General features: G+C 43.3%; 19 protein-coding genes and 1 tRNA gene. 10 read left to right on the top strand and 10 right to left on the bottom strand.

Annotated elements, in window-relative coordinates:
* The first annotated feature begins 37 nt into the window (after positions 1-37).
* Together hflX and CS948_RS06425 are read left to right on the top strand one after the other, a co-directional pair.
* Positions 38-1,258, top strand: coding sequence for a GTPase HflX (gene hflX / locus CS948_RS06420; RefSeq protein ID WP_099290900.1), 1,221 nt, complete (start codon positions 38-40; stop codon positions 1,256-1,258).
* A gap of 220 nt (positions 1,259-1,478) precedes the next feature.
* The gene (locus tag CS948_RS06425; RefSeq protein ID WP_099290901.1) at positions 1,479-2,192 is read left to right on the top strand and encodes an energy transducer TonB; all 714 of its coding nucleotides are present in this window, start codon (positions 1,479-1,481) and stop codon (positions 2,190-2,192) included.
* Between the two features lie 100 nt (positions 2,193-2,292).
* Here CS948_RS06425 and tyrS read toward each other — a convergent pair whose 3' ends face one another.
* Together tyrS and CS948_RS06435 are read right to left on the bottom strand one after the other, a co-directional pair.
* Positions 2,293-3,585, bottom strand: a complete 1,293-nt coding sequence (gene tyrS, locus CS948_RS06430) for a tyrosine--tRNA ligase (RefSeq protein WP_099290902.1) — start codon at positions 3,583-3,585, stop codon at positions 2,293-2,295.
* Positions 3,586-3,621: 36 nt separating this feature from the next.
* Positions 3,622-4,101: a CvpA family protein gene (locus CS948_RS06435; protein ID WP_099290903.1), complete on the bottom strand. Its 480-nt coding sequence runs from the start codon at positions 4,099-4,101 to the stop codon at positions 3,622-3,624.
* A 189-nt stretch (positions 4,102-4,290) separates the two neighbouring features.
* Here CS948_RS06435 and aspS point away from each other — a divergent pair, with 189 nt between their 5' ends.
* The 7 genes from aspS (at position 4,291) to CS948_RS06470 (ending at position 13,000) form a co-directional block, all read left to right on the top strand.
* The gene (aspS, locus tag CS948_RS06440) at positions 4,291-6,039 is read left to right on the top strand and encodes an aspartate--tRNA ligase (protein ID WP_099290904.1); all 1,749 of its coding nucleotides are present in this window, start codon (positions 4,291-4,293) and stop codon (positions 6,037-6,039) included.
* Between the two features lie 95 nt (positions 6,040-6,134).
* Positions 6,135-7,262, top strand: coding sequence for a DNA polymerase III subunit delta (locus CS948_RS06445; RefSeq protein WP_099290905.1), 1,128 nt, complete (start codon positions 6,135-6,137; stop codon positions 7,260-7,262).
* A 126-nt stretch (positions 7,263-7,388) separates the two neighbouring features.
* On the top strand, positions 7,389-8,804 hold the full coding sequence (gene ricT / locus CS948_RS06450) for a regulatory iron-sulfur-containing complex subunit RicT (RefSeq protein ID WP_099290906.1): 1,416 nt from the start codon (positions 7,389-7,391) through the stop codon (positions 8,802-8,804).
* Positions 8,801-9,625: a rhomboid family intramembrane serine protease gene (locus tag CS948_RS06455; RefSeq protein WP_099290907.1), complete on the top strand. Its 825-nt coding sequence runs from the start codon at positions 8,801-8,803 to the stop codon at positions 9,623-9,625. The genes ricT and CS948_RS06455 overlap by 4 nt, the downstream gene beginning before the upstream one ends.
* 12 nt (positions 9,626-9,637) lie before the next feature.
* Positions 9,638-10,561, top strand: coding sequence for a rhomboid family intramembrane serine protease (locus CS948_RS06460; RefSeq protein WP_099290908.1), 924 nt, complete (start codon positions 9,638-9,640; stop codon positions 10,559-10,561).
* A 154-nt stretch (positions 10,562-10,715) separates the two neighbouring features.
* Complete coding sequence (locus CS948_RS06465) at positions 10,716-11,741, top strand: endonuclease/exonuclease/phosphatase family protein (protein WP_099290909.1); 1,026 nt, start codon at positions 10,716-10,718, stop codon at positions 11,739-11,741.
* A 137-nt stretch (positions 11,742-11,878) separates the two neighbouring features.
* Positions 11,879-13,000 carry an ATP-binding protein gene (locus CS948_RS06470; RefSeq protein ID WP_099291812.1) on the top strand — a complete coding sequence of 374 codons (1,122 nt, stop codon included), beginning with the start codon at positions 11,879-11,881 and terminating at the stop codon, positions 12,998-13,000.
* A 198-nt stretch (positions 13,001-13,198) separates the two neighbouring features.
* Here CS948_RS06470 and CS948_RS06480 read toward each other — a convergent pair whose 3' ends face one another.
* The 7 genes from CS948_RS06480 to CS948_RS06510 form a co-directional block, all read right to left on the bottom strand.
* Positions 13,199-14,476, bottom strand: a complete 1,278-nt coding sequence (locus CS948_RS06480) for a thioredoxin domain-containing protein (RefSeq protein ID WP_227215727.1) — start codon at positions 14,474-14,476, stop codon at positions 13,199-13,201.
* A gap of 93 nt (positions 14,477-14,569) precedes the next feature.
* Positions 14,570-15,334, bottom strand: a complete 765-nt coding sequence (locus CS948_RS06485) for a hypothetical protein (RefSeq protein WP_141560895.1) — start codon at positions 15,332-15,334, stop codon at positions 14,570-14,572.
* Positions 15,334-15,984 carry a hypothetical protein gene (locus CS948_RS06490; protein WP_141560896.1) on the bottom strand — a complete coding sequence of 217 codons (651 nt, stop codon included), beginning with the start codon at positions 15,982-15,984 and terminating at the stop codon, positions 15,334-15,336. Before CS948_RS06490 ends, CS948_RS06485 begins: the two co-directional genes overlap by 1 nt.
* Positions 15,969-17,570 carry a RagB/SusD family nutrient uptake outer membrane protein gene (locus CS948_RS06495; protein ID WP_099290912.1) on the bottom strand — a complete coding sequence of 534 codons (1,602 nt, stop codon included), beginning with the start codon at positions 17,568-17,570 and terminating at the stop codon, positions 15,969-15,971. The genes CS948_RS06490 and CS948_RS06495 overlap by 16 nt, the downstream gene beginning before the upstream one ends.
* 12 nt (positions 17,571-17,582) lie before the next feature.
* A complete protein-coding gene (locus tag CS948_RS06500) occupies positions 17,583-21,173 on the bottom strand; it encodes a SusC/RagA family TonB-linked outer membrane protein (protein ID WP_099290913.1) in 3,591 nt (1,196 codons plus the stop codon).
* A 95-nt stretch (positions 21,174-21,268) separates the two neighbouring features.
* Positions 21,269-22,429, bottom strand: a complete 1,161-nt coding sequence (locus CS948_RS06505) for a FecR family protein (protein ID WP_099290914.1) — start codon at positions 22,427-22,429, stop codon at positions 21,269-21,271.
* Positions 22,430-22,538: 109 nt separating this feature from the next.
* The gene (locus CS948_RS06510) at positions 22,539-23,120 is read right to left on the bottom strand and encodes an RNA polymerase sigma factor (protein WP_099290915.1); all 582 of its coding nucleotides are present in this window, start codon (positions 23,118-23,120) and stop codon (positions 22,539-22,541) included.
* A 695-nt stretch (positions 23,121-23,815) separates the two neighbouring features.
* Here CS948_RS06510 and CS948_RS06515 point away from each other — a divergent pair.
* Positions 23,816-23,889: transfer RNA gene (locus CS948_RS06515), tRNA-Ala, on the top strand.
* A gap of 265 nt (positions 23,890-24,154) precedes the next feature.
* Here CS948_RS06515 and CS948_RS21625 read toward each other — a convergent pair.
* Positions 24,155-24,328, bottom strand: coding sequence for a hypothetical protein (locus CS948_RS21625; protein ID WP_176554956.1), 174 nt, complete (start codon positions 24,326-24,328; stop codon positions 24,155-24,157).
* Positions 24,329-25,178: the final 850 nt, after the last annotated feature.

Here is a 25,178-nt window from a genome sequence, read left to right on the forward strand (position 1 = left end):
GCTGTCGTTCATCGTCAGCCCTTTCTTTTCCTTATATATGAGCGATTATTTTTACACTAAAAAAGAAGCAGAAAAAGCAATTCTTGTAGGCGTAGCGCTACAATCAGAAAATATCAGCTACGATACCATGTGCGAATACTTGGACGAACTCGCTTTTCTGGCAGAAACAGCAGGAGCGGAAACAGTGAAAATATTCACACAAAATTTGGATAAACCGGTAACGGCAACCTTCGTGGGAAAGGGTAAGCTGGAAGAAATCAAAAACTACGTCGAAGAAAACGACATTGACTTGATTATTTTCGACGATGAACTCAGCCCGACACAACTCCGGAATATCGAACGGGAATTAAAAGGCAGGAAAGTCCTCGACCGCACGAACCTGATCCTTGACATTTTCGCTAAAAGAGCCCGTACCGCAGAAGCAAGAGCCCAAGTGGAACTTGCCCAGTACCAGTATTTACTCCCGCGACTGACAGGTATGTGGACTCACTTGGAAAGACAAAAAGGAGGTATCGGTCTACGCGGTCCCGGGGAAACGGAAATAGAGACCGACCGACGCATCATCCGGGATAAAATTACCCGCTTGAAAGAACAACTGGAAAAGATCGACAAGCAAATGGTCACGCAGCGCAAGAACCGGGGTAAACTGGTACGTGTGGCTCTCGTGGGATATACCAATGTCGGCAAATCCACCTTGATGAACCTTTTAAGCAAATCGGAAGTGTTTGCGGAGAACAAACTCTTCGCCACGCTCGATACAACCGTCCGGAAAATCGCTATAAAGAACGTACCGTTTCTTTTAGCCGACACAGTAGGGTTTATTCGTAAACTTCCTCATCATCTGGTAGAGTCCTTTAAATCGACTCTGGACGAGGTGAGAGAAGCCGATGTAATTCTCCATGTAGTAGACATATCACACCCTCAATTCGAAGATCAGGTAAGGATTGTGAATGAAACTTTAAGTGAACTCATCGACACCCCGAAACCAACGATCACCGTGTTCAATAAAATAGACGCCTTTACCTACACGAAAAAGGACGAAGACGACCTGACACCCATTGAGCGCAAAAATTACAGCCTGGATGACCTGAAACAAATGTGGATGTCCAAGCAGGGTGGGGAAACGGTCTATATCTCGGCAAAGGGAAAAGAGAACATTGATGAACTAAAGGAAAAACTATACGATATCGTGAAAGATATCCATTCCGCACGTTTCCCTTTCAACGATTTCCTGTATCAAGAATACGAAGAAGAATAGTTCGGGCAACTGTTTTAACCGTAAAATCCTTATAATTTATAAAGTCCATAAGATCAGCACCAATCGGCTATCTTATGGACTTTACAGTTTTACTAACCATAACAATTCCAGAGTTTTTTGACTAATTCACTTCTTTTACGGAAAAGTAAACCAACATATTTGGCTTTTCGGCTAACTTTTTGTATATTAGAGGTAAAAGCTTAACTAAGACAATTAAGTTATGGAAGTAAAGAAATCATCTAAAGCGAGTCTCGAAAACAAAAAGGGTATCTTCTTCGAGATAGGTCTAATCCTAGCATTAGCCTCTCTACTCTTTGCTTTCGAATGGAGAACTAACGTGAAGGTTGAAGAAGGCTTCATAACGGTCGCGGAAGAGCCGCTGGAAGAGGAGATTATTCCCATCACCCAACAATCACTGATGAGACCACCCCCTCCCCCTCCTCCCGCTCCTAGGTTGACTGACCTTATGCAGATTGTTGACGAAGAATTGGATATCGATGACATGCTCGAAATCGAAGATGCCGAATCTAATGTCGGGAATCAAAACTCATACGGTAACAATTATTCCGGAAGTAGTATGGGAGACTATGATAGCTATGGAGATGGTGAATACACGGGAGAATCGGATATATTCGTGGTCGTAGAGGATATGCCCAGATTCCCCGGCGGAGATGTACAGGCTTGGCTGTCGAAACATGTCAAATACCCGATTATAGCGCAGGAGAACAATATTCAAGGTAGAGTAGTCGTGCAATTCGTTATCGAAAAGGACGGCAGCATCACGGATGTAAGAGTCATCAGGGCTGTCGACCCATCACTCGATAAAGAAGCTGTGCGGGTTATTCAAACCATGCCGAAATGGCTCCCGGGGAAACAAAGAGGCAAAGCCGTAAGAGTTTCCTACACGGTACCCATTAATTTTAAACTACAATAAAAGAGAGGCTGCAGCCTCTCTTTGTTTATAAAGTTCGTAAAGTTCATAAAGTAATAGAACCTTATAAACTTTACGAACCTTATAAACTTTATAAAGCTTTCTATTTCACCGTAATCAAGAAATAATTCTTTTTCCCGCTCTGCAAGAGGATGAACTTATCATCTATCAAGTACTCGGGAGTAACAATCAATTCCTGATCCTGCACTTTCTCTTTATTAATACTAATAGCATTTCCTTTTAGAGCGCGCCTAGCCTCTCCCTTGGAAGACATCATGGAAGTCTTTTCCGCCATCAAGTCCACAATATGGATACCTGCCTCCAAATCGGCTCTCTCGACATCAAATTGAGGCACCCCCTCGAACACGGACAGTAAAGTATCTTCATCCAATCTCTTCAAAGCATCTGAAGTAGCATTGCCGAAAAGGATTTGTGATGCTTCCAATGCAGACTCATAGGCTTCTTCATCGTGAATCAAACAAGTCACCTCTTTCGCCAGTACCTTCTGCAATTTTCTCAAATGCGGAGCCTCTTGATGTTCGGCAATCAGCGCATCAATTTCAGCCGGAGGCAATATCGTGAATATTTTAATATATTTAGCGGCATCCTCATCCGTACTGTTCAACCAGAACTGGTAGAACTTGTAAGGAGAAGTCCGTTTCGGATCTAACCAGATGTTACCCGATTCCGTCTTTCCAAATTTCTTTCCGTCACTTTTGGTCATCAACGGCCACGTGAAACCGTAAGCCTCACCCCCGTCCTTGCGGCGGATCAACTCACCCCCGGTTGTGATATTTCCCCATTGGTCGGAACCTCCTACTTGTAACAAACAATTATAATTCCGACGTAAATAAAGGAAATCATATCCCTGCACCAATTGATAGGTAAATTCAGTAAAAGACAATCCTTGTGTAGAATCAGCACTCAACCGTTTTTTCACGGACTCTTTTGACATCATATAGTTTACGGTAATATGTTTTCCCACCTCCCGGATAAAATCAAGGAAAGAGAAATTCTTCATCCAATCGTAATTATTCACCATAATCGCAGCGTTGGATGCATCCGAGTTGAAATCAATAAACTTGGATAATTGAGCCTTGATCCCCGCCATATTCTTTTGGATCGTTTCTTCATCAAGCAGATTACGTTCCAAGGATTTGCCGCTAGGATCACCGATCATTCCAGTGGCTCCCCCGATAACAAAGATGGGTTTGTGACCTGCCATTTGCAAATGCTTCATCATCATCACCGAAACCAGATGCCCGATATGTAATGAATCAGCCGTCGGATCGATCCCCACGTAAGCAGTCGTTAACTCTTTTGCAAGTTGCTCTTCAGTACCCGGGATAATACTATGAACCATCCCTCTCCATCTTAGTTCTTCTACAAAATTCATCGATTCTTAAATTTATATGTTCGTATTCGTTCCAAATTATTTAAAAGCGCTCTCGTAAACGCCATTCGCGAAGTTAACAAAAGGTTGATACAATAGACTATCACTTTTTGTTTTTACTGAGATAAATTCATAACGATTGTCCATCGCGTTCACGATAAAAAGAATCACGCATACCACGATTGCCGATTTCAACACGCCCATCACGATCCCGAACAGTTTATTAAACAACCCAAGCGAAACCATATCAATCAACTTCGTGAGCAATTTCCCCAACAAATGAATCACGATAATAACCAGCAAAAAGGTAACCGCAAAAGCGATATAATAGGCATACGACTCCGGCATCGCTATAAAGTCTTTCAAAAAATCCTCCATGTTCACGGCGTATCTCAAAGAGATAAAAACCCCCAAGACCAACGCAAACAACGTTGACATCTCAACTATCAATCCTCGACTAAACCCTTTATAAGCCCCGTATACTAACGGGAGCAATATTATCACATCAATGTAATTCACTGTTAATTATTTAATCACATCATTTCAGCTCCCAAAGATAAGGAATTGTCTACTCTTACACGAGTATTCAAACCAAAATTATTCAACAAAAATATACCCGCATTCAATTTTCGGCAGTTTATGTCTTTAAACTGACAAATTCTTACTATTTTCGCAGGATATTTATGCCAGAATCTAAATTTGATAATTATGTATAGAACACATACTTGTGGGCAATTAAGGATAGAAAACGCGGGAGAGAGCGTTTGTCTTAGCGGATGGGTACAAAAGGTAAGAAAACTGGGAGCCATGACTTTCGTGGATCTACGTGATCGTTACGGCATTACCCAATTGGTGGTTGAAGAGTCCGCTCCCGAAGAAATTAAAAATAACGTGGCTAAACTCGGACGGGAATACGTGATTCAGGTAAGAGGAACCGTGATCGAGCGAGCCAGCAAAAACAATAAAATCCCGACGGGAGATATCGAGATATCCGTGAACGAACTTACCGTGCTGAGCGAGTCGGAAACTCCTCCTTTCACGATAGAAGACCAAACCGACGGCGGTGATGAACTCCGTATGAAATATCGTTACTTGGACTTACGCCGTCCCATTGTACGCAAGAACATCGAGTTACGCCACCGGATGGCGCAACTGGTAAGAAATTACCTGAGCAACCAGAATTTTATCGAGGTAGAAACTCCCGTGCTTGTAAAAAGCACACCGGAAGGCGCACGTGATTTCGTGGTACCTTCCCGTATGAACCAAGGTCAATTCTACGCTTTGCCGCAAAGTCCGCAGACGCTAAAACAACTGCTGATGGTTTCCGGTTTCGACCGTTATTTCCAGATCGTGAAATGTTTCCGGGACGAAGACCTCCGCGCAGACCGTCAACCCGAATTCACGCAAATTGACTGTGAGATGTCGTTCGTGGAACAAGAGGATATTCTGGATACATTCGAGGGATTGATCAAGCATTTGTTCAAAGAAATCCGGAACGTGGATATTCCCACGCTACCGAGAATGACGTGGATTGACGCCATGGAGCAATACGGCTGTGACAAACCCGATATCCGTTTTGACATGAAATTCGTCGATTTGACAAACGTGGCAAAGGGAAAAGACTTTGCCGTGTTCAACGAGGCGGAATACATCGGGGCGATCTGCGCACCGAAATGTGCCGGATACACCCGCAAACAAGTGGACGAATTGACGGAATTTGTGAAACGCCCGCAAACAGGAGCAAAAGGATTGGTTTACGTGCGTTACAACGAAGACGGCACATTCAAATCATCCATCGACAAATTCTATACCCCGGAAGATCTGAAGATTTGGGCGGATGCCTGCAAAGCAGAACCGGGCGACTTGCTGTTGATTCTCGTCGGACCGAAATTCAAGACGTTAGCTCAACTTTGCGATTTACGCTTAGAAATGGGTTCCCGCCTCGGTTTAAGAGATAAGGATGTATTCAAACCTCTGTGGGTGGTAGACTTCCCGTTGTTGGAATGGGATGAAGAAACCCAGCGTTTCTATGCGATGCATCACCCGTTCACCTCCCCCAAGCCGGAAGACATTTCTTTGATGACAACCGACCCGGGTAAGGTTAGGGCAAACGCTTACGATATGGTAATCAACGGAGTGGAAGTCGGTGGTGGTTCTATCCGTATCCACGACTCTGCACTACAATCCAAAATGTTTGATTGCTTGGGAATCTCGCACGAGACAGCGCAAGAACAATTCGGTTTCCTCATGGGTGCGTTCAAATACGGGGCTCCTCCTCACGGCGGTATCGCTTTCGGATTTGACCGTCTTGCTTCCATGTTCGCCGGACTTGATTCAATCCGCGACGTCATCGCTTTCCCGAAGAACAACTCCGGTCGTGACGTCATGCTCGACGCTCCCTCCGAGATCGCAAAAGAACAATTCGATGAACTAGGCATTCAATTGAAAACAAATTAATTTACGATTTATGAATTACGATTTACGATTACAAAAGCGTTGGCTTGCGGACGAGAAATCTAAAATCATAAATCTTTAAATCTAAAATTGATAAGGTGTTTTTTAAAGACGTCATAGGACATGAAGAGATAAAGCAACGACTGATATCTTCCCTGCAATCGGGAAGAATCAGTCACGCTCAACTTTTTGCCGGGGAAACGGGAGCGGGTTCACTGGCTTTGGCCTTGGCTTTCACACAATACCTGTTTTGCACGGGAGATAAACACGAAGATGCCTGCGGTGTCTGTCCCGAATGCAAAAAAATGCAGAAGTTGATTCACCCGGATCTGCATTTTGTGTATCCTGTTGTAAAATCCACGAGGATAAAAACACCTATCAGCGACGAGTATATCAACGAATGGCGAAAACTCTTGCTCGAAAGTCCCTATATAGACCTTGAAAAATGGTTAAGTGCCATGGGAGCGGACGAGAACGCCCAAGCCATGATATACACGGAGGAAAGCGGCAACATTCTCCGCAAACTAAACTTGAAATCATTTGAATCGGAATACAAGGTGATGATCATCTGGTTGCCCGAAAAAATGAAAGCGGAATGTTCCAACAAACTACTCAAGATACTGGAAGAGCCTTACCCGAACACGCTTTTCCTATTAATAGCGGAACATGCGGAAGAGATTATCAACACGATCCTTTCCCGCACGCAGCGAATCAATATTCCGCCATTAACACAGAAAGATATCGCCGAACAACTGGTACTGCAAAAACGCCTGGTTCGGGAATCCGCCGAGGAGGTGGCACACGTGGCCTCCGGGAGCTGGCTGAAAGCACTCCGGATGTTGAACGAAACTGACGAAACGATATATAACCAAGAGAAATTCGTACAGATGATGCGCTTGTGCTGGGAACGCAAGATGCTTCCTGTCAACGAATTTGTCAACGAATTGGCCTCTCTCGGGAGAGAGAAACAAAAAAGTTTTCTAATCCATTGCACCCGGATGTTACGGGAGAATTTTGTCCGGAACTTTGGGATAGAAAAAATTGTATACATGACAGAAAGAGAGAAGACTTTTTCCACGAAATTCTCTCCTTACGTGCATGAAGGAAACATCATTCCTCTTTTCGAAGAATTCGAGAAAGCATACAGCGACATCATTCGAAACGGGAACGGGAAAATTATCCTCACGGATCTTTGTATCAAAGTGATGCAAAACATCAGACCGTGACGGGAGAACTATAAAATAAAAGATAAAAACTAAAAATTGAAGCATTGGAAAAACGAAAATATTTACTCGAAAGACAGAAGTCCACTCATTTTCAATTTTCAATTTTCAATTTTCAATTAATACACTATGAGCGAAATAACTGAAGATAAACAAGAAAACATTGAAAATAAAGATATAAAGCAGCACCCCACGGTTGTTCCGGTAATTGACCATCGCCTGTTGGCAGGGAAACTTACCGTCTACAACTGGATGCAGGACATTCCGGAAGGTTGTACCCCATCCGATATCGTGGAAGTAAGATTCAAAAACACGCGCAAGGGCTTCTTCCTGAACAACAGCAACTTGAAACTGAATATCGGGGACATCGTGGCGGTTGAAGCGGCTCTCGGGCACGATATCGGAATCGTATCGCTCACGGGTGAACTCGTGAAAGAGCAAATGCAGTTGAAAAGGGTTGACTTGGAGCGCAATCCCTTGAAAAAGGTATACCGGAAAGCCAAACCGCACGACATCGAGAAATGGCAACAAGCCATCGCGTTGGAACACGATACCATGATCCGGTCGCGAATCATCGCCGCAGACCTCAATCTTGACATGAAGATCGGGGACGTGGAGTACCAAGGAGACAAGACCAAAGCGATATTCTACTACATTGCCAACGACCGGGTGGATTTCCGGAAGTTAATCAAGATTCTGGCGGAAACATTCCATATCCGCATCGAGATGAAACAGATCGGTGCACGTCAGGAAGCCGGACGTATCGGTGGTATCGGTTCATGCGGGCGTAAACTATGCTGTTCGACCTTTATCACGAATTTCATTTCCGTATCCACATCCGCGGCGAGATATCAGGATATTTCATTGAATCCCCAAAAACTTGCGGGACAATGCGGTAAATTAAAATGCTGTCTTAATTACGAGGTGGATGCCTACATTGACGAACAAAAGGACTTCCCCTCGTCCAATGTATGGTTGAACACGGGCGAAGGTATGCTCTATCACCAGAAAACAGATATTTTCGGACGGAATATGTCCTATTCGTTTGACAAAGAAGGACGCGGCGTGCTGATTAAATTACCCGTGGCACGAGTAAAAGAGATCATCGCCTTGAACAAGAAAGGGATCATTCCGGCGAAAGCACTCGAAATCGACAAGAACGAAGCGGTAAATATCAAATATACCGACGGTGTCGGCGAAGAGAGTTTGAATCGCTTCGACGAGAAGAAGGAACAAAGTGGCAGACGCCGTAATAGAAACAGGAACCGGAGAAATCCTCAAAAAGAAAATAACAACGAGGAAAACAAACCGAGAGAAAAAGACGTAAATGCCTCCGGGGAAAAGACCGAAAAGAAGACTTTGACCAAGAACGAGAACAGACCCGGCAACAGGCAAGACAATCGCCAAGGCAATAATCGTCCGAACAACCGTCAAGGTAACAATCGGAATCCCCGAAGACAAGGAAATAATCAAAATAACAGACCGGAAAACAAAAACAATAATAAACCGGAGAATAAAGAAAACAACAAACCAGCTGAACAATGAACAACTATAGACCATTCGCGGGCATGACTCCCGCAGTAAAGGTTATCATCATTATAAACGTCATCATATTCCTATTGATCAACACGGTAGGACAGAAACTGAATTTAGATTTGGTGAACATACTCGGCATGCACCTGCCGCAATCCCCGGATTTCAAAATATACCAGTATATCACGCACATGTTCACGCAACAGGGGCTCGCGCACCTTTTCTTCAACATGTTTGCCGTATTCATGTTCGGTCGTATTCTTGAATCCGTGTGGGGTACCAAACGATTCGTGATCTACTATTTCGTTACCGGTTTGGGTGCCGCAGCACTCCATTCACTGGTAAGCTGGTACGGGGTTCATAACATGCAGGAACAATTCTATGCCTTTCAAAGCACTCCCGAACCGGGACTGTTGGCCGAGTTTGTCCGGGCGCACGTGAGCAACCCGAAATTCGTGTCATACGCGATGCAGATCGTGGATCAGTGGAACCAATATCCCTCGAACACCCAGTTCGCGCAAATGGGTGAAGAAATATTCAAGAATATCATACAGGCATACCAGAATACTCCTACGATCGGGGCATCCGGTGCCGTATTCGGTATATTGTTAGCGTTCGGAATGTTATTCCCGAACACGGAACTCTTCCTGATGTTCATCCCGATTCCGATCAAGGCAAAATATTTCGTGCTCCTTTACGGTGCAGCCGAATTATTCTTCGGGCTTCAAAATTCAGTAGGGGACAACGTGGCACATTTCGCACACCTCGGTGGTATGTTATTCGGCTTCTTCCTGATCCTCTATTGGCGGAAACACAGTAAACGATTTTATTAGAAATAAACGGATATGTATAACAACTCGTATGGATCGAACTTTTCAGAAGGAATTTGGGGCGGGATAAAAAGCTCGTTCAGACAGGGTTCTGCTCTGACTAGACTTATCTATATCAATATAGGAGTCTTTATCATCATCAAGCTGATTGCCGTCGTGATCACCTTGACAGGTGGAAAAAATGTCGACGCCATGCTGTTGCCTTACATGGGAGTTCCCACCCTACCGGAAAATCTTCTCCATACCCCGTGGACCATCATCACCTACATGTTCACCCAGTTCGGATTTATCCATCTACTGTTCAACATGCTATGGTTATACTGGTTCGGGTCTATTTTCCTGAATTATTTCTCCGGCTCGAAACTCACGGGAGTATATCTTTTGGGAGGTATCAGCGGGGCAATCGTGTATATCGCCGCTTATGCCATATTTCCGGCATTCGAGGTCGAACGGTTCTACTCGTGGGCTATCGGGGCTTCAGCCTCCGTCATGGCTATCGTGTTTGCAGTCTGTACCTATCTCCCGAATCACAAGATATACGTCTTCCTGATCGGTCCCGTGCAGTTAATCCATCTGGCCATTTTCACGGCAGTAATTGACCTTATCAGTATCCCGTCGGGAAACGCGGGGGGACATATCGCCCATTTGGGAGGTGCCGTATTCGGCTATTTGTTCACGCTGTCCATGCGTCGCAACTTTGACCTCACGGGCGGTCTTATGTCACTCCTCGACAAACTGGGTAAACTTTTCAGTAAACCGAAAAAGAAAATGCATGTCAAATACAAAAAGAAAGTATCCGATATGAACGACATAGAATACAACGAGTACAAGAAACAAAAGGACAACCGCATCAACGACATTCTGGATAAAATCTCCAAACACGGCTACGAAAGCCTGACAAAAGAAGAAAAAGAGATTTTGTTCAAATCAAAAAATTGAAAACGAGTCAATTTACGATTTATGAATTACGATTTACGATAAAAAAGCGGTGATTGGCAGAAGGGATACTCAATCTTAAATCTAAAATCATAAATCAAGGAATTAATAGAATTTAAAATCATAAATTAATTTGGTTCGTCTATTTAACACGGTTATGAGGATCATCACGATTGCGGCAATGATCGGCTTGCTGGGAAGCTATACTTCCCCGTATGTAAACCCGAACACGTTTTATCCCTCGTCACTACTGGGACTCGCTTACCATTACCTGTTAATAGCAAATATCATATTATTTCTTTATTGGCTCTTCCGGTGGAAGAAGATTGCCATTCTTTCTTTTTTAGTCATTGCTTCCGGGTACCCGTTTATCACAACTTACTATGCCTTAAACCCCAAAGTAGCACCGGACGCACCCCACGATCTTTCCATCTTGACTTACAACATCCGGCAAATGAACGCGAATAACTGGATGCAGGAAAAAGACGCACCAAAAAAAATCATGGATTACATCAACAACAGCGATGCAGACATCGTGTGTATACAGGAATTTCCCAACCGGGACGCTTCCTTCCAGAAATTTCCGGAATACAAATACCGCTATCGCAACAAGGATGTTGCCTTGATCTCCCGTTATCCTATCATCCATAAAGGAGTAATCAAATTCCCTCCCGGCAATGCCGCCGCTTGTATTTACGCGGACATCGACGTGAAGGGTGACACCGTCCGGGTATACGCCATTCATTTGGAATCCTATCGCCTTGGCAACAAAGAAGAACAAATCTATAAAAACCTGACCAGCGGTAACACGGAAAACGCCACGCAAGGCGTCAAAAAGATATCCTCACGCCTCGTTCACGCGAACCGCAATCGAGCCAACCAAGCCGTTGAAATCAAAGCCCACATGCAACAATCCCCCTACCCCGTGATTATATGCGGCGACTTCAACGACACGCCCCTCTCCTATGCCTACCATACTTTATCCACCGGAATGACCGATAGCTTCAACGAAAAAGGACGTGGCCTCGGGAACACTTACATCGGGGAATTCCCCTCGTTCCGTATCGACCACATCCTGCACACACCATCATTCAAAACAGTATCTTACACTCGGGATACTGTCAGGTATTCAGACCATTACCCCGTGAAAACGAAACTAAAATATGCCCCTTCGCATAGATAACAGGAAGAAATTATCGTGTAATAGAACTATCATATATATAATATTTAACTAAATTCTGTGGTTGTAACCGCAAAATTCACATGAATTTTGCGGTTACAACCACAGAATTTCATATATTTGTCCAAAAGAAAGTTTATATGATAAACAGGGAAATCTACAATTCAATACTCGCCGATTTTAAAAGAAAAAAAGTTATTGTACTTCTAGGTGCAAGACAAGTCGGAAAAACAACATTACTGGAAGGGCTATCTTCCAAAGAAAAGAAATGCTTATTCTTAAATTGTGACAACCTTGACGACAAGTTGTTGTTAGAGGAAAAAACATCGACAGAACTCAAGTTATTGTTATCATCTTACGAGATCATTTTTATTGATGAAGCCCAAAGAGTAAAAAATATAGGTCTGACCATTAAAATGATCGGTGATTTAAAACTAGCCGGACAAGTGATTGTTACAGGTTCTTCTTCTCTTGATATGGCAAATGAAATAAACGAACCGGCTACAGGACGTATCATAGAATATCAACTATTCCCATTCTCTTTATCCGAACTTGCAGCTCATACATCCGAAAGAGAAGAACAACGTTTATTGGAACAAAGAATGATTTACGGTCTTTATCCTGAAGTTATTAACGAACCGACCGATGCTAAACGAACTCTAGTAACCCTTGCCAACAATTATCTCTACAAAGACCTTTTCACTTACAAGGGAATGAAGAAGCCTGACATCTTGCAAAAATTAGTTAGGGCTTTAGCATTACAACTAGGTAGTGAAGTATCATATAACGAATTAAGTAATTTATTAGGAGTGGACAGGGAAACCGTGGAAAACTACATCAATCTCCTTGAAAAATGCTTTGTTGTCTTTAGACTGGATTCATTCAATCGTAACATTAGAAACGAAATAAAAAAAGGGAAGAAAGTATATTTTTACGATAATGGAATCAGGAATGCTGTCATTTCTAATTTTGCACCATTGGAACTACGGAATGACGTGGGCGCACTTTGGGAAAATCTAATGGTATGCGAAAGAGTAAAACGTAATTCTTATTCCAAAAACTTTGCTACTCAATATTTTTGGCGTACCCATGACCAAAAAGAAATTGATCTAGTAGAAGATCAAGACGGAATACTAACAACCTTCGAATTTAAATGGAACACTAAAAGTAAAACCTCCATACCGAAAATCTTTGCAGAGACTTATCCCAACTCAATTTTTAAAGTTATAACACCAGACAACTTTTGGGAATTTGTCAAATAAACGGGATGACCGATAGCTTCAACGAAAAAGGACGTGGCCTCGGGAACACTTATATCGGGGAATTCCCCTCGTTCCGTATCGACCACATCCTGCACTCACCATTATTCAAAACAGTATCCTACACCCGGGATACGGTCAAGTATTCAGATCATTATCCAGTTCGAAGTGATCTGAAATTCAGATAAAGCACACTACTTTCTATAAACCTTCCATATATTGTTTTATCATCCGTTGCGTATATTGCATCTGCATTTGGTCAGAAATTCCGGCACTTACCACGAATGCCTGATTCAAACATTGCTTGGCTTTTTCCACGTTATTCGTATTCTGAAAACATTGAGCCAGTATAATCAAAAAGCGAGTATGCATTTCCGCATCCATATCTTTCTTTTCCAGAGCCTTCGTGATCCAATCAATGGATTTCGTGTAAGCATTCTTCGACAACTGCCCGTTATAAGCCATTGACAAATCCTCTAACGCCTGCCCGTAATCTCCCGCCTCAACTTGATCACCTTTTCCGGCAAAATATTTATCCATATTCTCGAAGAACTTTGCTTCGTCATGCCGATACAAATAATAAGTAGCGTCCGCTAACAACGTGATGGCATCCAACACGCTCAACGAACCGAATGAGATTTCGGAATACACCGGTTTCAAATCCTTGTTCACCCGTTCCAGACGATCCTTGTAAGCCAAATCACCTTTCTTACATAACTGAACAATATACCCGTTATTCAAAGCGATCAAGTAACCCGCAACCTCTTTATTTTTCGTCACTTGAACAAATTTGTCATAATTGGCGACAACAAAATCGAACACCTCATCCTCTTTAGAAGTCTGCGGGTGATATAACATCAATATCTGAAAGTCCTTCTCGTTAATCATGTTCCCCAACTTCTTGTTCTTCAAGTAAGCCGGGAAAAGACTCTCGATCCGGGTCGTCCACTTCTGCCGGTCATATTCCTCCTGTCTCGGCAAGAAAAGAGGGGCATCCAGTAACAATTGCTGATGCAAATCCAAATCGTTCTTTTTCTTCTTGAACTTCTCGTACATTTGTATGAAACTCAACTCTTCGCCTCTCGCGATCTTCGCTTCTTTCAGGAGGGCTGCCGCCTCCATTGCTCCTTGCGCCCGCCTCAACTCTTTACTTTCGCCATTGATAAATACCATCGTGGGCAAAACCTTCACATCGTATTTCTTCGCCACCTCGCTATTCTCCTTCGCCTCCACGTTTACCTGCACGCAAACAAAATGAGCGTTAAAATAATCGCCCACCTCTGGCAACGTGAATATCCGTGTAGCCATCGCCTTGCAAGGTCCGCACCAGTCCGCGTAAAAATCAACGAACAAATCCTTTTTCTCTTCCTTCGCCTTCTTCAAAGCCTCGTCAAAAGAGCCCTTGAACATCACCATCTGGGCAGACAAATTCCCCAGCGTTCCGAGCAGGAACGCCAACATATAAAATAATTTCACCATAAACTCCGATTTAATTTATAAAAGAATTATTATTCAAGATTTTATGACCCGTGACAGACCGTCCCGTCACGAATCATAAATCTCAAAATCACACTACTTATCCACTATAAAAGTATATACCTCTTCCAACACGGCACGCTGCCCCTCGTTCTCAATCTCTATCGACACCACGTATCTTCCAGCGGGAGCCTTGCAACCAAACGCAACATTCATACGTCCTCCCCCCATAATGGTCAACGATTGCCGAAATAATTCAGCATTTTCCAGATTATCGTTTTTCACGTTCGCAATAGCATACGACAAAGGTTCTGTGCCCAACACACTTTCAATAGGCTGGGTTACCCACGGAGATTGATATTTTATCCGATTTTCAAGTTTAACGATTTCACTTTTCATCATCGCTTCACTTTCAAATCCCAATTCTTGGGCAACTTTATCAACTGTATTTTCCTGAATACTTGCAATTTGCTTCCCCAAGGCTCGATATTCAGCATAAAGATCATTATACGAAGCCTCCAATTCCGCCATTTGTCTCTCAAGTTCGTCATATTCCTCATCACTAATACCCGGGTCATACATCTGATCCTCCAAATCATATATTTGATCCATGAGGGCATCCAATTCATCTTCCATATCAGCTTCTTGGTTTTCGAGTTCCTCGATCTCCGCGAGTAAAGACGACATACCCGCATCGTAATCAGCGCTATATTTATCCAGAGTACTTTTAACGTCATAGATATGCAAACTGTCTATAGCATACGTTGCATTTTTTATGTCCAAATACCCGACTTCGACATCGTTACAAGCGAAGAAGCCCAACGAATATCCGACTAATAATATATACCATATCTTTTTCATCATCTATTAATTAAAAAGTTATTTAGATCAAAGTCATAATTCAAAGATTGTACTACTCCATTATTGGTTTGAATATTCGAGGAGGCGACTACCTCGGGCTTTGCCTCTATGCTATTCTTGATAGCGATATACAAATGGAAAGCACCCGCATGTGCCATATCTTGATATGCATCTTGCAATTTCCACAAGAAAAGTTCACCCCGCAAACTTTCGCAAACGGCTCCTTCTTCTTCCGTTAATTTTTGCCCGACAACCAACCGCCTTCCCGCGGGAATATCTTCCGTCATAATTCTTTTAGGCACGATCAAGGCTTCCAAAAGCTTTTTACAGTCAGCCGCGTTAATATCGCTTACGCGGTCATAACCTTTCTTCAGCAAATAACGACAAATAACATGATTCGTGATCCCGAAAAAAGTAATTTGCTTGTACTCACCGGTACCATCAAAAAAAGTTTTCATACCCGCGTGCTCGATCATTACCCTCGTGGAGTCCCAGTCATAACCGTCCGTGTGGAAATAATCCCACATGGAACAATCGTGTACCCCCTTTGCCAATCCCCCATCGATATATTCGTATTTCGTGCAGGAACCAAATACTATGGCTACCATGATAATTATTCCCTTGCATATATTTTTTATTGTTGATGCCATAACCAATAACTATTTTGTTTCATTAAAGTGTTTTTCTCAAAAGAATTGCGAGCGACAGGGAGGTAAAGCGCTCCTCCTTTCACGTCTGCATCAGTCAGACTCTTGTACACGGAAGACAATTCCGTCCGGAAATATCCATTTCGCACGATGTCATAATAGCGCTGCCCTTCACCAAAAAGTTCCCGTTCCCGTTCATGGAATATCTCTTTCCGTAGTTCTTCAATATCTGCAGTACCGCTACCCTCGTATCCCTCGAGTCCTGCCCTTACACGAATTGCATCCAAATCATCCTTTGCCGGCTTCGCCATATTCAACCGGGCCCGACATTCAGCCCGAAGCAAAATCAAATCCGCCAAACGCCAGACAACCCGATCCCCTTCCATTGCCAGCAAGGGAGCAATCCCTTTATTGTGTTCTATCACACTCTGATCCGTTGAATAATACGGTTCATTCCATTTATTTATAAAGGCATATTCAGAATAAGCATAAGGGACAGAATCTACTACTTCCCATGTCTCCTCGTCATAAATATACTCCCATTGAGTAACCTGTTGTCCCAAATCCTTCCAGTACTCCTTCCTCCGGGTATCCGCCTCCTCCGGGAATATCTTTTCCACGGTTGCAACCAACATTTTTTTCTGTCCGGGGTCTTCAATATCCGTGTAATTAGTTGGAGAATAAGGATAGTTAATCAATGCCTGCCCGGGGTAAATAGGATAAAAACTCACTTGTGCCGTTCGGTTCTCATCCTCGTTATTTACGGCAATACTAAAAATAGTTTCATTGCTTTTTCTAACAGGTCCTAACGTGTTCTTTACCATATCCGCCACGGTCAGTTCCAATTTATAGCCCCCTACTTTTCCATCAATCACGAGAGACGCGTGCTCCTCCGCCTTTTTCCAGTATTCCTCTTTGTCGTATAATCCGCCCATCCAAGCGTAAATATTGGCAAGCAAAGTATGAACCGTCCCCAGGCTGGCGTATTGTTTAGAAGTTACGGCATCACCATGGGCATCCGTCAATTTATCATACGTGGGAAGTATTAATGCCTTCTCGGCAGCCCTTAAGGCTTGCGCGAACAAGGAATCGACAGGACTTTTGCCAACAGCCTCGGTAGATTCCGTCGGTTGAGCCAAGGGGGCATCTCCCCAGTTTTGAGCCACGTTGAAATAAGCAAATGCTTTTATAAAATTAGCCTGGGCTATCCAGTAATCAGCTCTCTCTTCCGAGATATTCTCGAAACGGAATCTATTTTCTTCAAGCATATTCGCGAGATAAATCGCCTTGTAATTCTGCGACCAACTTAACATATACATCTTGCTCATAAAACTCTGGGGATCGAGTTCCCGATAGCCTTCATTGTCCGCGAGGCTGTCACACTGCAACCCACACCATCCAAAAGGATGGACCATCGAAGAAGCACAAATATTTTTCTCGAATCCGAACATGGATATTAACGTACTTTCCAAGTCTTGCTCGCTCTTGAAGAAGTTCAGGTAAGTAACGGACTTCTCTGACTCGATATCCAACCAATCGTCACAAGCAAAAAGCGGTAAAAAGAATAAAATGATAAATATTTTTTTCATAATCTCTCTTTTTTAGAAATTAACAGTCAAACCCACAGTGAATTTCCTTGGCAACGGATAAGTCTGCAACATATCTATACCACTTGTAACATCCACCGTTTCAGGATCCAGACCAGAATAGTTCGTGATTAAAAACAAATTCTCCATCGTCAAGAAAACACGTGCACCACTGAGCCCAATCTTTTTGGCAATCCGGTCATGCAAATTGTAGCCAAGCGTCAATTGTTTCAAACGAATAAAATTCACGCTCTCGATATTTTTGTCAAATCCACCGTCAGATTGGAATCCCAGGCTAGAATAGTATTGATAGCCGGGGAAATCATAATTACCACGACCGTCCCCATTCCACATATCGTATTTCCGGACATCATTCAGCAATGGAGCTTCTGTCCCGTACGAGACACTTGCACGCTGATATTTTGCCTGATTCACGATATGGCGTCCCAAGGAATACACGAAGAAAACATTCAAATCAAGTTGTTTCCATCGAATCTCATTGGAAAAACCGCCATGGGCTAACGGGAGAGGCGTTTCCGCGTAATACCTGTCATCCTCATCAATTGTTCCGTCACTATTCAAATCCAATATCTTACGTGTGCCTTGAAAAAAGATCCCATACCCTCCATTCGTGTTCAAGGGCTTAGGCATACCGCCTTCCTTATCGATATAATACACTGGCACCTCGTTCGACGTGTTATAGAATCCGTCTGTCTTAAATACCCGGATACGATATAACGGCTTGCCCAATACATTATTTTCAAAATCATAACCATCTATCGTTTTATCCAAACGATTCCAGTTACGCGAAACATTGAACTTCATTCTCCACTTCACGGCTGTTTCCCGAAGAATATCAGCAGTAAGTTCCAACTCGACACCCTGGTTAGACGTTGCCAAGGCATTCTGCCACTGGAAAGTATGGAAATAGATATCTCCCGGAAGTTTCACGTTATTCAGTTGTCCCTTCGTGCGGCGATAATAATAATCAAGAGTAAACTTCAGCCGGTAATTCAGGAAACTCATATCCAACCCCACGTCATATTGATCGGTTTCTTCCCAGGTCAATTTCCTGTTTATCACACCGCCACTCTGATCGGGTACAATACCGACATTACCGTAAAAAGTATTCTGGCTCTGCCCCATTAATCCATGTGCCAAATAGCGTTGATTAAATTTCTGCCCCGATCTTCCCCAACTGGCACGAATCTTCCCGCTACTCAACCAGTATAGAGGTTTCACGAAAGATTCATCCGAGAATATCCAGCCGATAGCGAAGGATGGGAAAGTCGCCCAACGTACTTTCTCCCCGAACACGGAAGAACCGTCCCGGCGAACAGTGGCTTCAAACATATACCTTTCTTTATAATTATAGGTTAAACGCCCGAAATAACTATTCAAATGTTCTTCCTCGAAATCGGACGAGTAATTGAATGCCGATATCCACGCCGGGGTTTTCGAGCCCTCGTCCGCGTCGTCAACCAATCCTTGTTGGTTTCCCCAAGTACCTTGAACATAGTGAGTATAATCATTCGGTCCTTTTTGGGCGCGCCCCGAATTAGTATAATACTGGTTCTTCAGGAACGACAATCCCAATAAAACACTGAAATTATGATTTTGCTTCAAGGTAAGAGAATAATTCAATAAATTCTCGTTCTGTAAAGCGATGTTTCTGGATATCGCACCTTCCGATTTCGACCAGTGATGTCTTTCGTCATTCGTGCTCGGCTCGAATTGATTCATATTTTGTTGGCTATAATCAATTCCACCCGTGATACGCAAAGAAAGATTCTTGATAATCTCGTAATTCAGTACCATATTATAACGCGCAGAATAATCATGATTTTTCTGTTCCACGCTATTCGCCCTGCCCAGTAATTCTTCCACGACATTCCCCTTACTCGGGAGTAAAGTGGAAGTCTTCATCGGATCGACAGTCATCCCTTCAATCTTAGCTCCTCCTTTGGCTCCCCCCTTGCTTCTATTGGAATACCCCAAGGCGATCTGATTATCCACGGTCAATCGTTTCGTCGGGTGAGCCGAAATATTGGTCATCACGTTAAGACGCTCGAAATCGCTGCCATACATGATTCCTTCTTCTTTAAAATAACCGGCTCCGATCATATAAGTCACCTTATCTCCTCCACCGCTCGCCTGTATATTCACGTTATACACATTCGCAGTGTGGTAACTATACCTCCACCAGTCCGTCGAATTATTGTAAAAACTATTCAAACTATCCTGCAACACGAATGAAGTATTCGCACCACTTTGCGTCCCGTAAAACCAATCATAATAAGGTTGGTTACTTTCGTTCTTCGTGGAAAAGTTATACACTTCCCCGAAAGACGAAGGCATCCTCCAGGTTCCGTCAGCAGCCTGATAAGGAGTTCTCGTGTTACGCAATCCTTGAAGATTGTACCAACGTTCCAATTGTCCCCCGCTCTGCTCCGGCGTCCGAGGCAACCAAGACGCAGAATAAGAAGCGTTCACCATAAATTTTGCCTGTCCTGAACGCCCTTTTTTCGTGGTAATCAAGATCACCCCGTTACCCGCGCGGGAACCGTAAATAGCGGATGAGGCGGCATCTTTCAAAACCTCGATAGACTCTATCATCGAAGGATCCAAAGACGACAACGTGTTCGTTCCCGTGATGGGTGAAGTAAAAGCCTGCATCGGCACTCCGTCAACAACATACAGCGGGGTCCCGTATGCCCTGTCGGCACCCTCCGCGTCCTCTCCATTGGCATCTTTCACGAAGAATGAATTGTATCCCCGGATAGCCACGATAGACCCGCCACCACCGGGAGCACCGGAAATATTATTCACTTCCACTCCTGCCATGTGTCCTTGCAGCAAACTCTCGAAACTATGCGTGGGCAATTCTTTAATATCGTCCGCTTTAATGGAAGAAATTGAACTAATCACCGTCCGCTTCTTCTGCTGCCCGTAAGCGATCACCTGTACTTCATCCAACCCGGCGACATCCTCCTTCAGGATCACCCGAATAGAATCCCGCGTACTCTCCGTGAAAGCGATTTGCTGAGACTTGAAACCCACGAACGAGAACTCCAGCGTGCCCTTTGTGATCGGCAAATGCAGTGCAAACTTACCGTTCTGGGCGGTAGCAGTACCCACGGTGGTACCCGTGAGTTTTACCGTCACGCCCGGCAGGGGTTGATTCTTCTCGTCCAGCACCACACCCGAAACCAGTAAACCCTTTTGTCCGGAAGCAGTCGTTTGCACGAACGGGCGCACGATGACCACGTTTTCCTCGATCTCGAAGCGATAATTTTCCCCGAAAACGAGGGAAAGTACCTCTTTCAAGGACTTAGCCGTCACGTTCACGGTCACCTTTTGATTCACATCGACCTCCCGGTTGCTAAAAAGGAAATCTTTACCGGTTTGTTTTCTCAATTCTTTGACGACATCCCCCAGCGGCATATCTTTCACGTGGAGAGTGACCTTGTTATCTTGGGCGTTTGCCGGCATTGCCGCCATGCACAAGCCGCAAAACAACAAAACCCAAAACGCTCTCGTCACCCGAAAAGACCGCGAACAGAAACTCCGGGGAGCCTTTTGTTGCATGGTTTGATTTTTTTCCATAACTTTGTATTAATAGTTTAACATCACTAATCCAGAATCCTACTTCGGATTAGTTTGAACAAGACGGTATCTGCGCTAACAGATGCCGTTTTTCTTTATAATGAAGCTGTCACCGTCACCGTGCGACCGGAAACCGTGAAGCAAACATCCGTCGTTTTCTCTATCATATCCAACGTCTGCCGGATAGAATTGTCTCTCCAAACCGCTCCCGTGAACTCGTAAGATTTCAACTCCTCGCTCGCCCAGAACACTTGCAAGTCGTACCACCGTTCCAATTGCAACAATATCTCTTCCAACGGCATCCTTTCAAAATAGAATCGTCCGTTAATCCACGTGATATAATCCTCCGGATTTACCTCTCGCACACGGATACCTCCCCCCCACAAAGCCGCTTGTTGCCGAGGTTGTAATACAACGGCTGTATCGGACATCATACCCGCAACCTTCACGCTCCCTTCCACCAATGTCGTGAAAATTTGCCCGTTCTCCGGATAAGCATTGATATTAAATTCCGTACCCAATACCTCTATCATAGCATCCCCGTGCACGTCCACCCGGAACGGGCGTGTCGTATCCCGTTGCACCTCAAAATATCCCTCGCCTTTCAAGAATACCTTTCTTTCCCCCGAAGCAAATACTATCGGAAAACGCAACTCGGAATCAGCATTCAATCGTACCCGACTGCCGTCATTTAACACCAGTGTGTATTCTCCTCCCCTCGGAACGATAATCGTGTGATAAGATAACTTGGGATTCTCAGCCTTCACCGTGTTGTACATCAACGTTCCCAACGTATCTACCGCTAAAGCGCTCCCATCCTCCCGCCGGATCGTGTCCACGTGAGGTTTTGACAACTCCACCTTTGTCCCCCCGTCCAGCACCAAATAAACCCTGTGCAGACCGGTAGTGTCCGCAATAGTACTCTCCGCGACAAGTTTCGGCATCTGCCCATCCTCCCGGTGCAACACAAACAATATTCCCAATGCTAACGGAAGCATCAACACGGCGGCATACCTCACGAAACGAAGCATTTTCCTCTTCCTCGTCTTTTGCCTCAAATCATCCTGTATCTTTTCCCATATCCGCTCGTGATTCGCCTCCAGTCGGGTTCCTCTCAAACGAAGCAATTCCTTTTTCACGTGGGCATATTCATCCTTTCCCAACTCCTTTCGCAGTTCATCCCACTTTACCGTTTCCCCTTTCGTAAGGAAGCGGCGTAGTATATTTTCAATATGAACAGTATTCTCTTCTTTCATTTCTTCATCTTATATCCCATTAACAAGATGAGAAGAAAAAAGGGTGAAAGAAAAAGATATTTTTTCAGAATAAAATCAAATTATATTTGCCTCATCACGAAGAACACCTCTATTTCAATAGAATAGTCAAAAGTACAATCAATACTTTTCCCGGAATATTCAAATCGGAACGTAATTTTTTATACCCGAAACGCACTTGGGTCTTTACCGTGTTGATCGAAACACCCAACTGGTCAGCTACCTCCTGATACTTCAACCCTTCCACGCAACTAAGAATAAACATTTCCCGACATTTCTCCGGCAATCGGTCAATCGCTTCCAACAACTGCCGCCGCAATTCTTCCAGTTCATCGTCGTCTTCCCAACAAAATTCATCCTCATCGGAATGTAAAACCGCCTGCCGATATTTTTCCTCCACTCGCTCACGCACTTTCTGGTTAATGCATATATTTCTTACCGTTCGTTGAAGATAACCGTAAATCGATTCCGAGTAAGACAACTTCTCCCGCATCGTCCAAAAACGCACGAAAGCCTCCTGCACCAAATCTTCCGCCACGTCCTGATCCCGGCAAAAACCCATAGCATAAGCATACAACATATCCACGTACGTTTTAAAAAAATACTCAAACGCACATTTATCACCTTGCTGCATTCGTGAAAAATAATCCCGTTCCTTCTCTACTGTACTCATTTACGCCAATTTTGGAAGGCAAATGTAACAATAATAAGCAAATCACGAAACACATTTCCAAATATAAATACCAATCAACATGTCAAAGAACTTCTCCAATACAAAGATACTACCCGCCTGACCCTTTCTCCAACCATTTTTCATAAAGAGCCCACGTGTTTTCATAAACACCCCCGTTCAAGACATGAACACACCTTCAAGCTACCGATATCCCGCACAGAATCCGGCCTAATCAGTACACACGCCTACACCACCCCCTGAACATTCCCGCATCAAAAACACTCCCAAGCGCCTTTGATGCGGGAGTGATTCGAAAGTGATACGTGTTTGATACGGGAATTCCACGGGTTCTCTTCGGATTCTATCCGAATCCTAATATACCACATAACCCCGCAACCACCTATCAACTAACCGAAAAGAAAAATCCCGAACATAAAGGTCATCTTTCCCCTAAAGTAGGCTCCTTCATTCGATGTTCTACCGTTATTGATCCGCCATAGATATACCCCGAAGCATCTCTACACTGTGTATACAACAAACGCACAACCACATTACAACTCAAGTATTACCCATTTACATCACGACATTAGGCGGAATAAACCAAATGTAAATCAAAAGTTTACTTCACCACCCGGAAAATTCATATCCAAGAATTTTCTATTTTCAATAATTTATCTATATTTGCATCCGCAAACGGGGAATTAGCTCAGTTGGCTAGAGCGTTTGAATGGCATTCAAAAGGTCGTCGGTTCGATTCCGATATTCTCCACGAATAGTACTTAATTTGTTGACAATCAATAAATTACACTTCGAGTAGTGTTTTCGGATTTTTCTGTTCTCTTTTTAGGTTTTGGAATGACATTAAAAAAAACAGGAAAAAATGAAAATAAGGATTGCTAAAAAAACAAGTTGATTGAATCCCAAAAATAGAACGAGGAATCAAAGTGTGTAAAACCAAAGAAGAAAAATACACTCTTGCCGAAAGATTAATCAAAGAAATTACAACTAAATTAAAAATTCCCGTTTCTTATCTATTACTTAGATTGTAAATTCCGTTCTCCCGTTTTCGTGTCAAACATCCATTTCAAGCACTTCATATCCTTTTTCCATTCCGGCTCTATCTCTATCGACGCACAATCCAAACATCTCAACAACACGTTTCCTCTACCCGCATTCCCGATCAACCTCTTCCTAATCTTCTTCGCCATAACCTGCAATTGTTCGTAACTCTCGAACTTATCTTCCGGCGAAGTCGACAATACTCCAACACGAACAAAAGCACCGTGTTATTATCTCCCATGCTATCCTCGGTACTACCTGACGGGTACACTGCCGCCAAGATAACTGAATACCAAAAGCGATAAATAAAAAGTGGGGCAGGTCACCATCACGGCCCTACCCCTATAAACTGAAATTTTCAAAAAAATTGTCACGGAAATTGTAACAATATCTTTATATGTAACGTATGCCCTTACTTGTAAAGAGCCTCCGGTCTCTTTTCTTAAATCGTTTGCTCGATGAAATAAAAAAAGAACGCTAATAGCATACCGGAGGCTAACCCTTCTTATGCAACTAGCGTTCTTTATTTCATTCGAGCACTACAAATATAAGTATTAATTCTTTCGGTTGTAACAAATTGTTGTTATTTTTTTCTACTTTATCGTAAACCACTGTAATAAAATGACATCCTAAAATCAATAATCAGAGTTCATCCATTATCTTCCAATCAAAGTCACCATAGCCTAACTATACACAAAATTCCATATCATAATAAAAGCATCAACTTCCAACAATGGAATCATGAAAATTAACAATCGTAACAGAAACAAATGATACAAACATCTTTTCTCAGAATTATTATATCCTCGGGTATCGCGGTAATGACGCAAGATAACACCATTTTGTCGTAAATTAAGCCGCACAGCATACAATTGAGAATATTCTTATCTTGTTTTCAAATTTAATTCTTATATTTGTGACTTCATAAGCCATGATTTTTTTGGTTTACTTAAACGCCGATCCTCGCACGGGAGAAACCCACACACAATACTTTTCAGT

It is taken from the genome of Butyricimonas sp. Marseille-P3923 (assembly GCF_900184685.1).
GTDB classification, from domain to species: Bacteria; Bacteroidota; Bacteroidia; order Bacteroidales; family Marinifilaceae; genus Butyricimonas; species Butyricimonas muris.

What these genes read in the sequence shown, in the direction of transcription:
- CS948_RS06460 (WP_099290908.1), top strand. Translation starts at nt 9,638, where the DNA reads ATGTATAACAACTCGTATGGATCGAACTTTTCAGAAGGAATTTGGGGC.
- CS948_RS06510 (WP_099290915.1), bottom strand. Translation starts at nt 23,120, where the DNA reads ATGAGTACAGTAGAGAAGGAACGGGATTATTTTTCACGAATGCAGCAA.
- CS948_RS06470 (WP_099291812.1), top strand. Translation starts at nt 11,879, where the DNA reads ATGATAAACAGGGAAATCTACAATTCAATACTCGCCGATTTTAAAAGA.
- CS948_RS06505 (WP_099290914.1), bottom strand. Translation starts at nt 22,429, where the DNA reads ATGAAAGAAGAGAATACTGTTCATATTGAAAATATACTACGCCGCTTC.
- hflX (WP_099290900.1), top strand. Translation starts at nt 38, where the DNA reads ATGAGCGATTATTTTTACACTAAAAAAGAAGCAGAAAAAGCAATTCTT.
- CS948_RS06480 (WP_227215727.1), bottom strand. Translation starts at nt 14,476, where the DNA reads ATGGTGAAATTATTTTATATGTTGGCGTTCCTGCTCGGAACGCTGGGG.
- CS948_RS06500 (WP_099290913.1), bottom strand. Translation starts at nt 21,173, where the DNA reads ATGGAAAAAAATCAAACCATGCAACAAAAGGCTCCCCGGAGTTTCTGT.
- CS948_RS06485 (WP_141560895.1), bottom strand. Translation starts at nt 15,334, where the DNA reads ATGAAAAAGATATGGTATATATTATTAGTCGGATATTCGTTGGGCTTC.
- CS948_RS06425 (WP_099290901.1), top strand. Translation starts at nt 1,479, where the DNA reads ATGGAAGTAAAGAAATCATCTAAAGCGAGTCTCGAAAACAAAAAGGGT.
- aspS (WP_099290904.1), top strand. Translation starts at nt 4,291, where the DNA reads ATGTATAGAACACATACTTGTGGGCAATTAAGGATAGAAAACGCGGGA.
- CS948_RS06495 (WP_099290912.1), bottom strand. Translation starts at nt 17,570, where the DNA reads ATGAAAAAAATATTTATCATTTTATTCTTTTTACCGCTTTTTGCTTGT.
- CS948_RS06455 (WP_099290907.1), top strand. Translation starts at nt 8,801, where the DNA reads ATGAACAACTATAGACCATTCGCGGGCATGACTCCCGCAGTAAAGGTT.
- tyrS (WP_099290902.1), bottom strand. Translation starts at nt 3,585, where the DNA reads ATGAATTTTGTAGAAGAACTAAGATGGAGAGGGATGGTTCATAGTATT.
- CS948_RS06465 (WP_099290909.1), top strand. Translation starts at nt 10,716, where the DNA reads ATGAGGATCATCACGATTGCGGCAATGATCGGCTTGCTGGGAAGCTAT.
- CS948_RS21625 (WP_176554956.1), bottom strand. Translation starts at nt 24,328, where the DNA reads ATGGCGAAGAAGATTAGGAAGAGGTTGATCGGGAATGCGGGTAGAGGA.
- CS948_RS06490 (WP_141560896.1), bottom strand. Translation starts at nt 15,984, where the DNA reads ATGGCATCAACAATAAAAAATATATGCAAGGGAATAATTATCATGGTA.
- ricT (WP_099290906.1), top strand. Translation starts at nt 7,389, where the DNA reads ATGAGCGAAATAACTGAAGATAAACAAGAAAACATTGAAAATAAAGAT.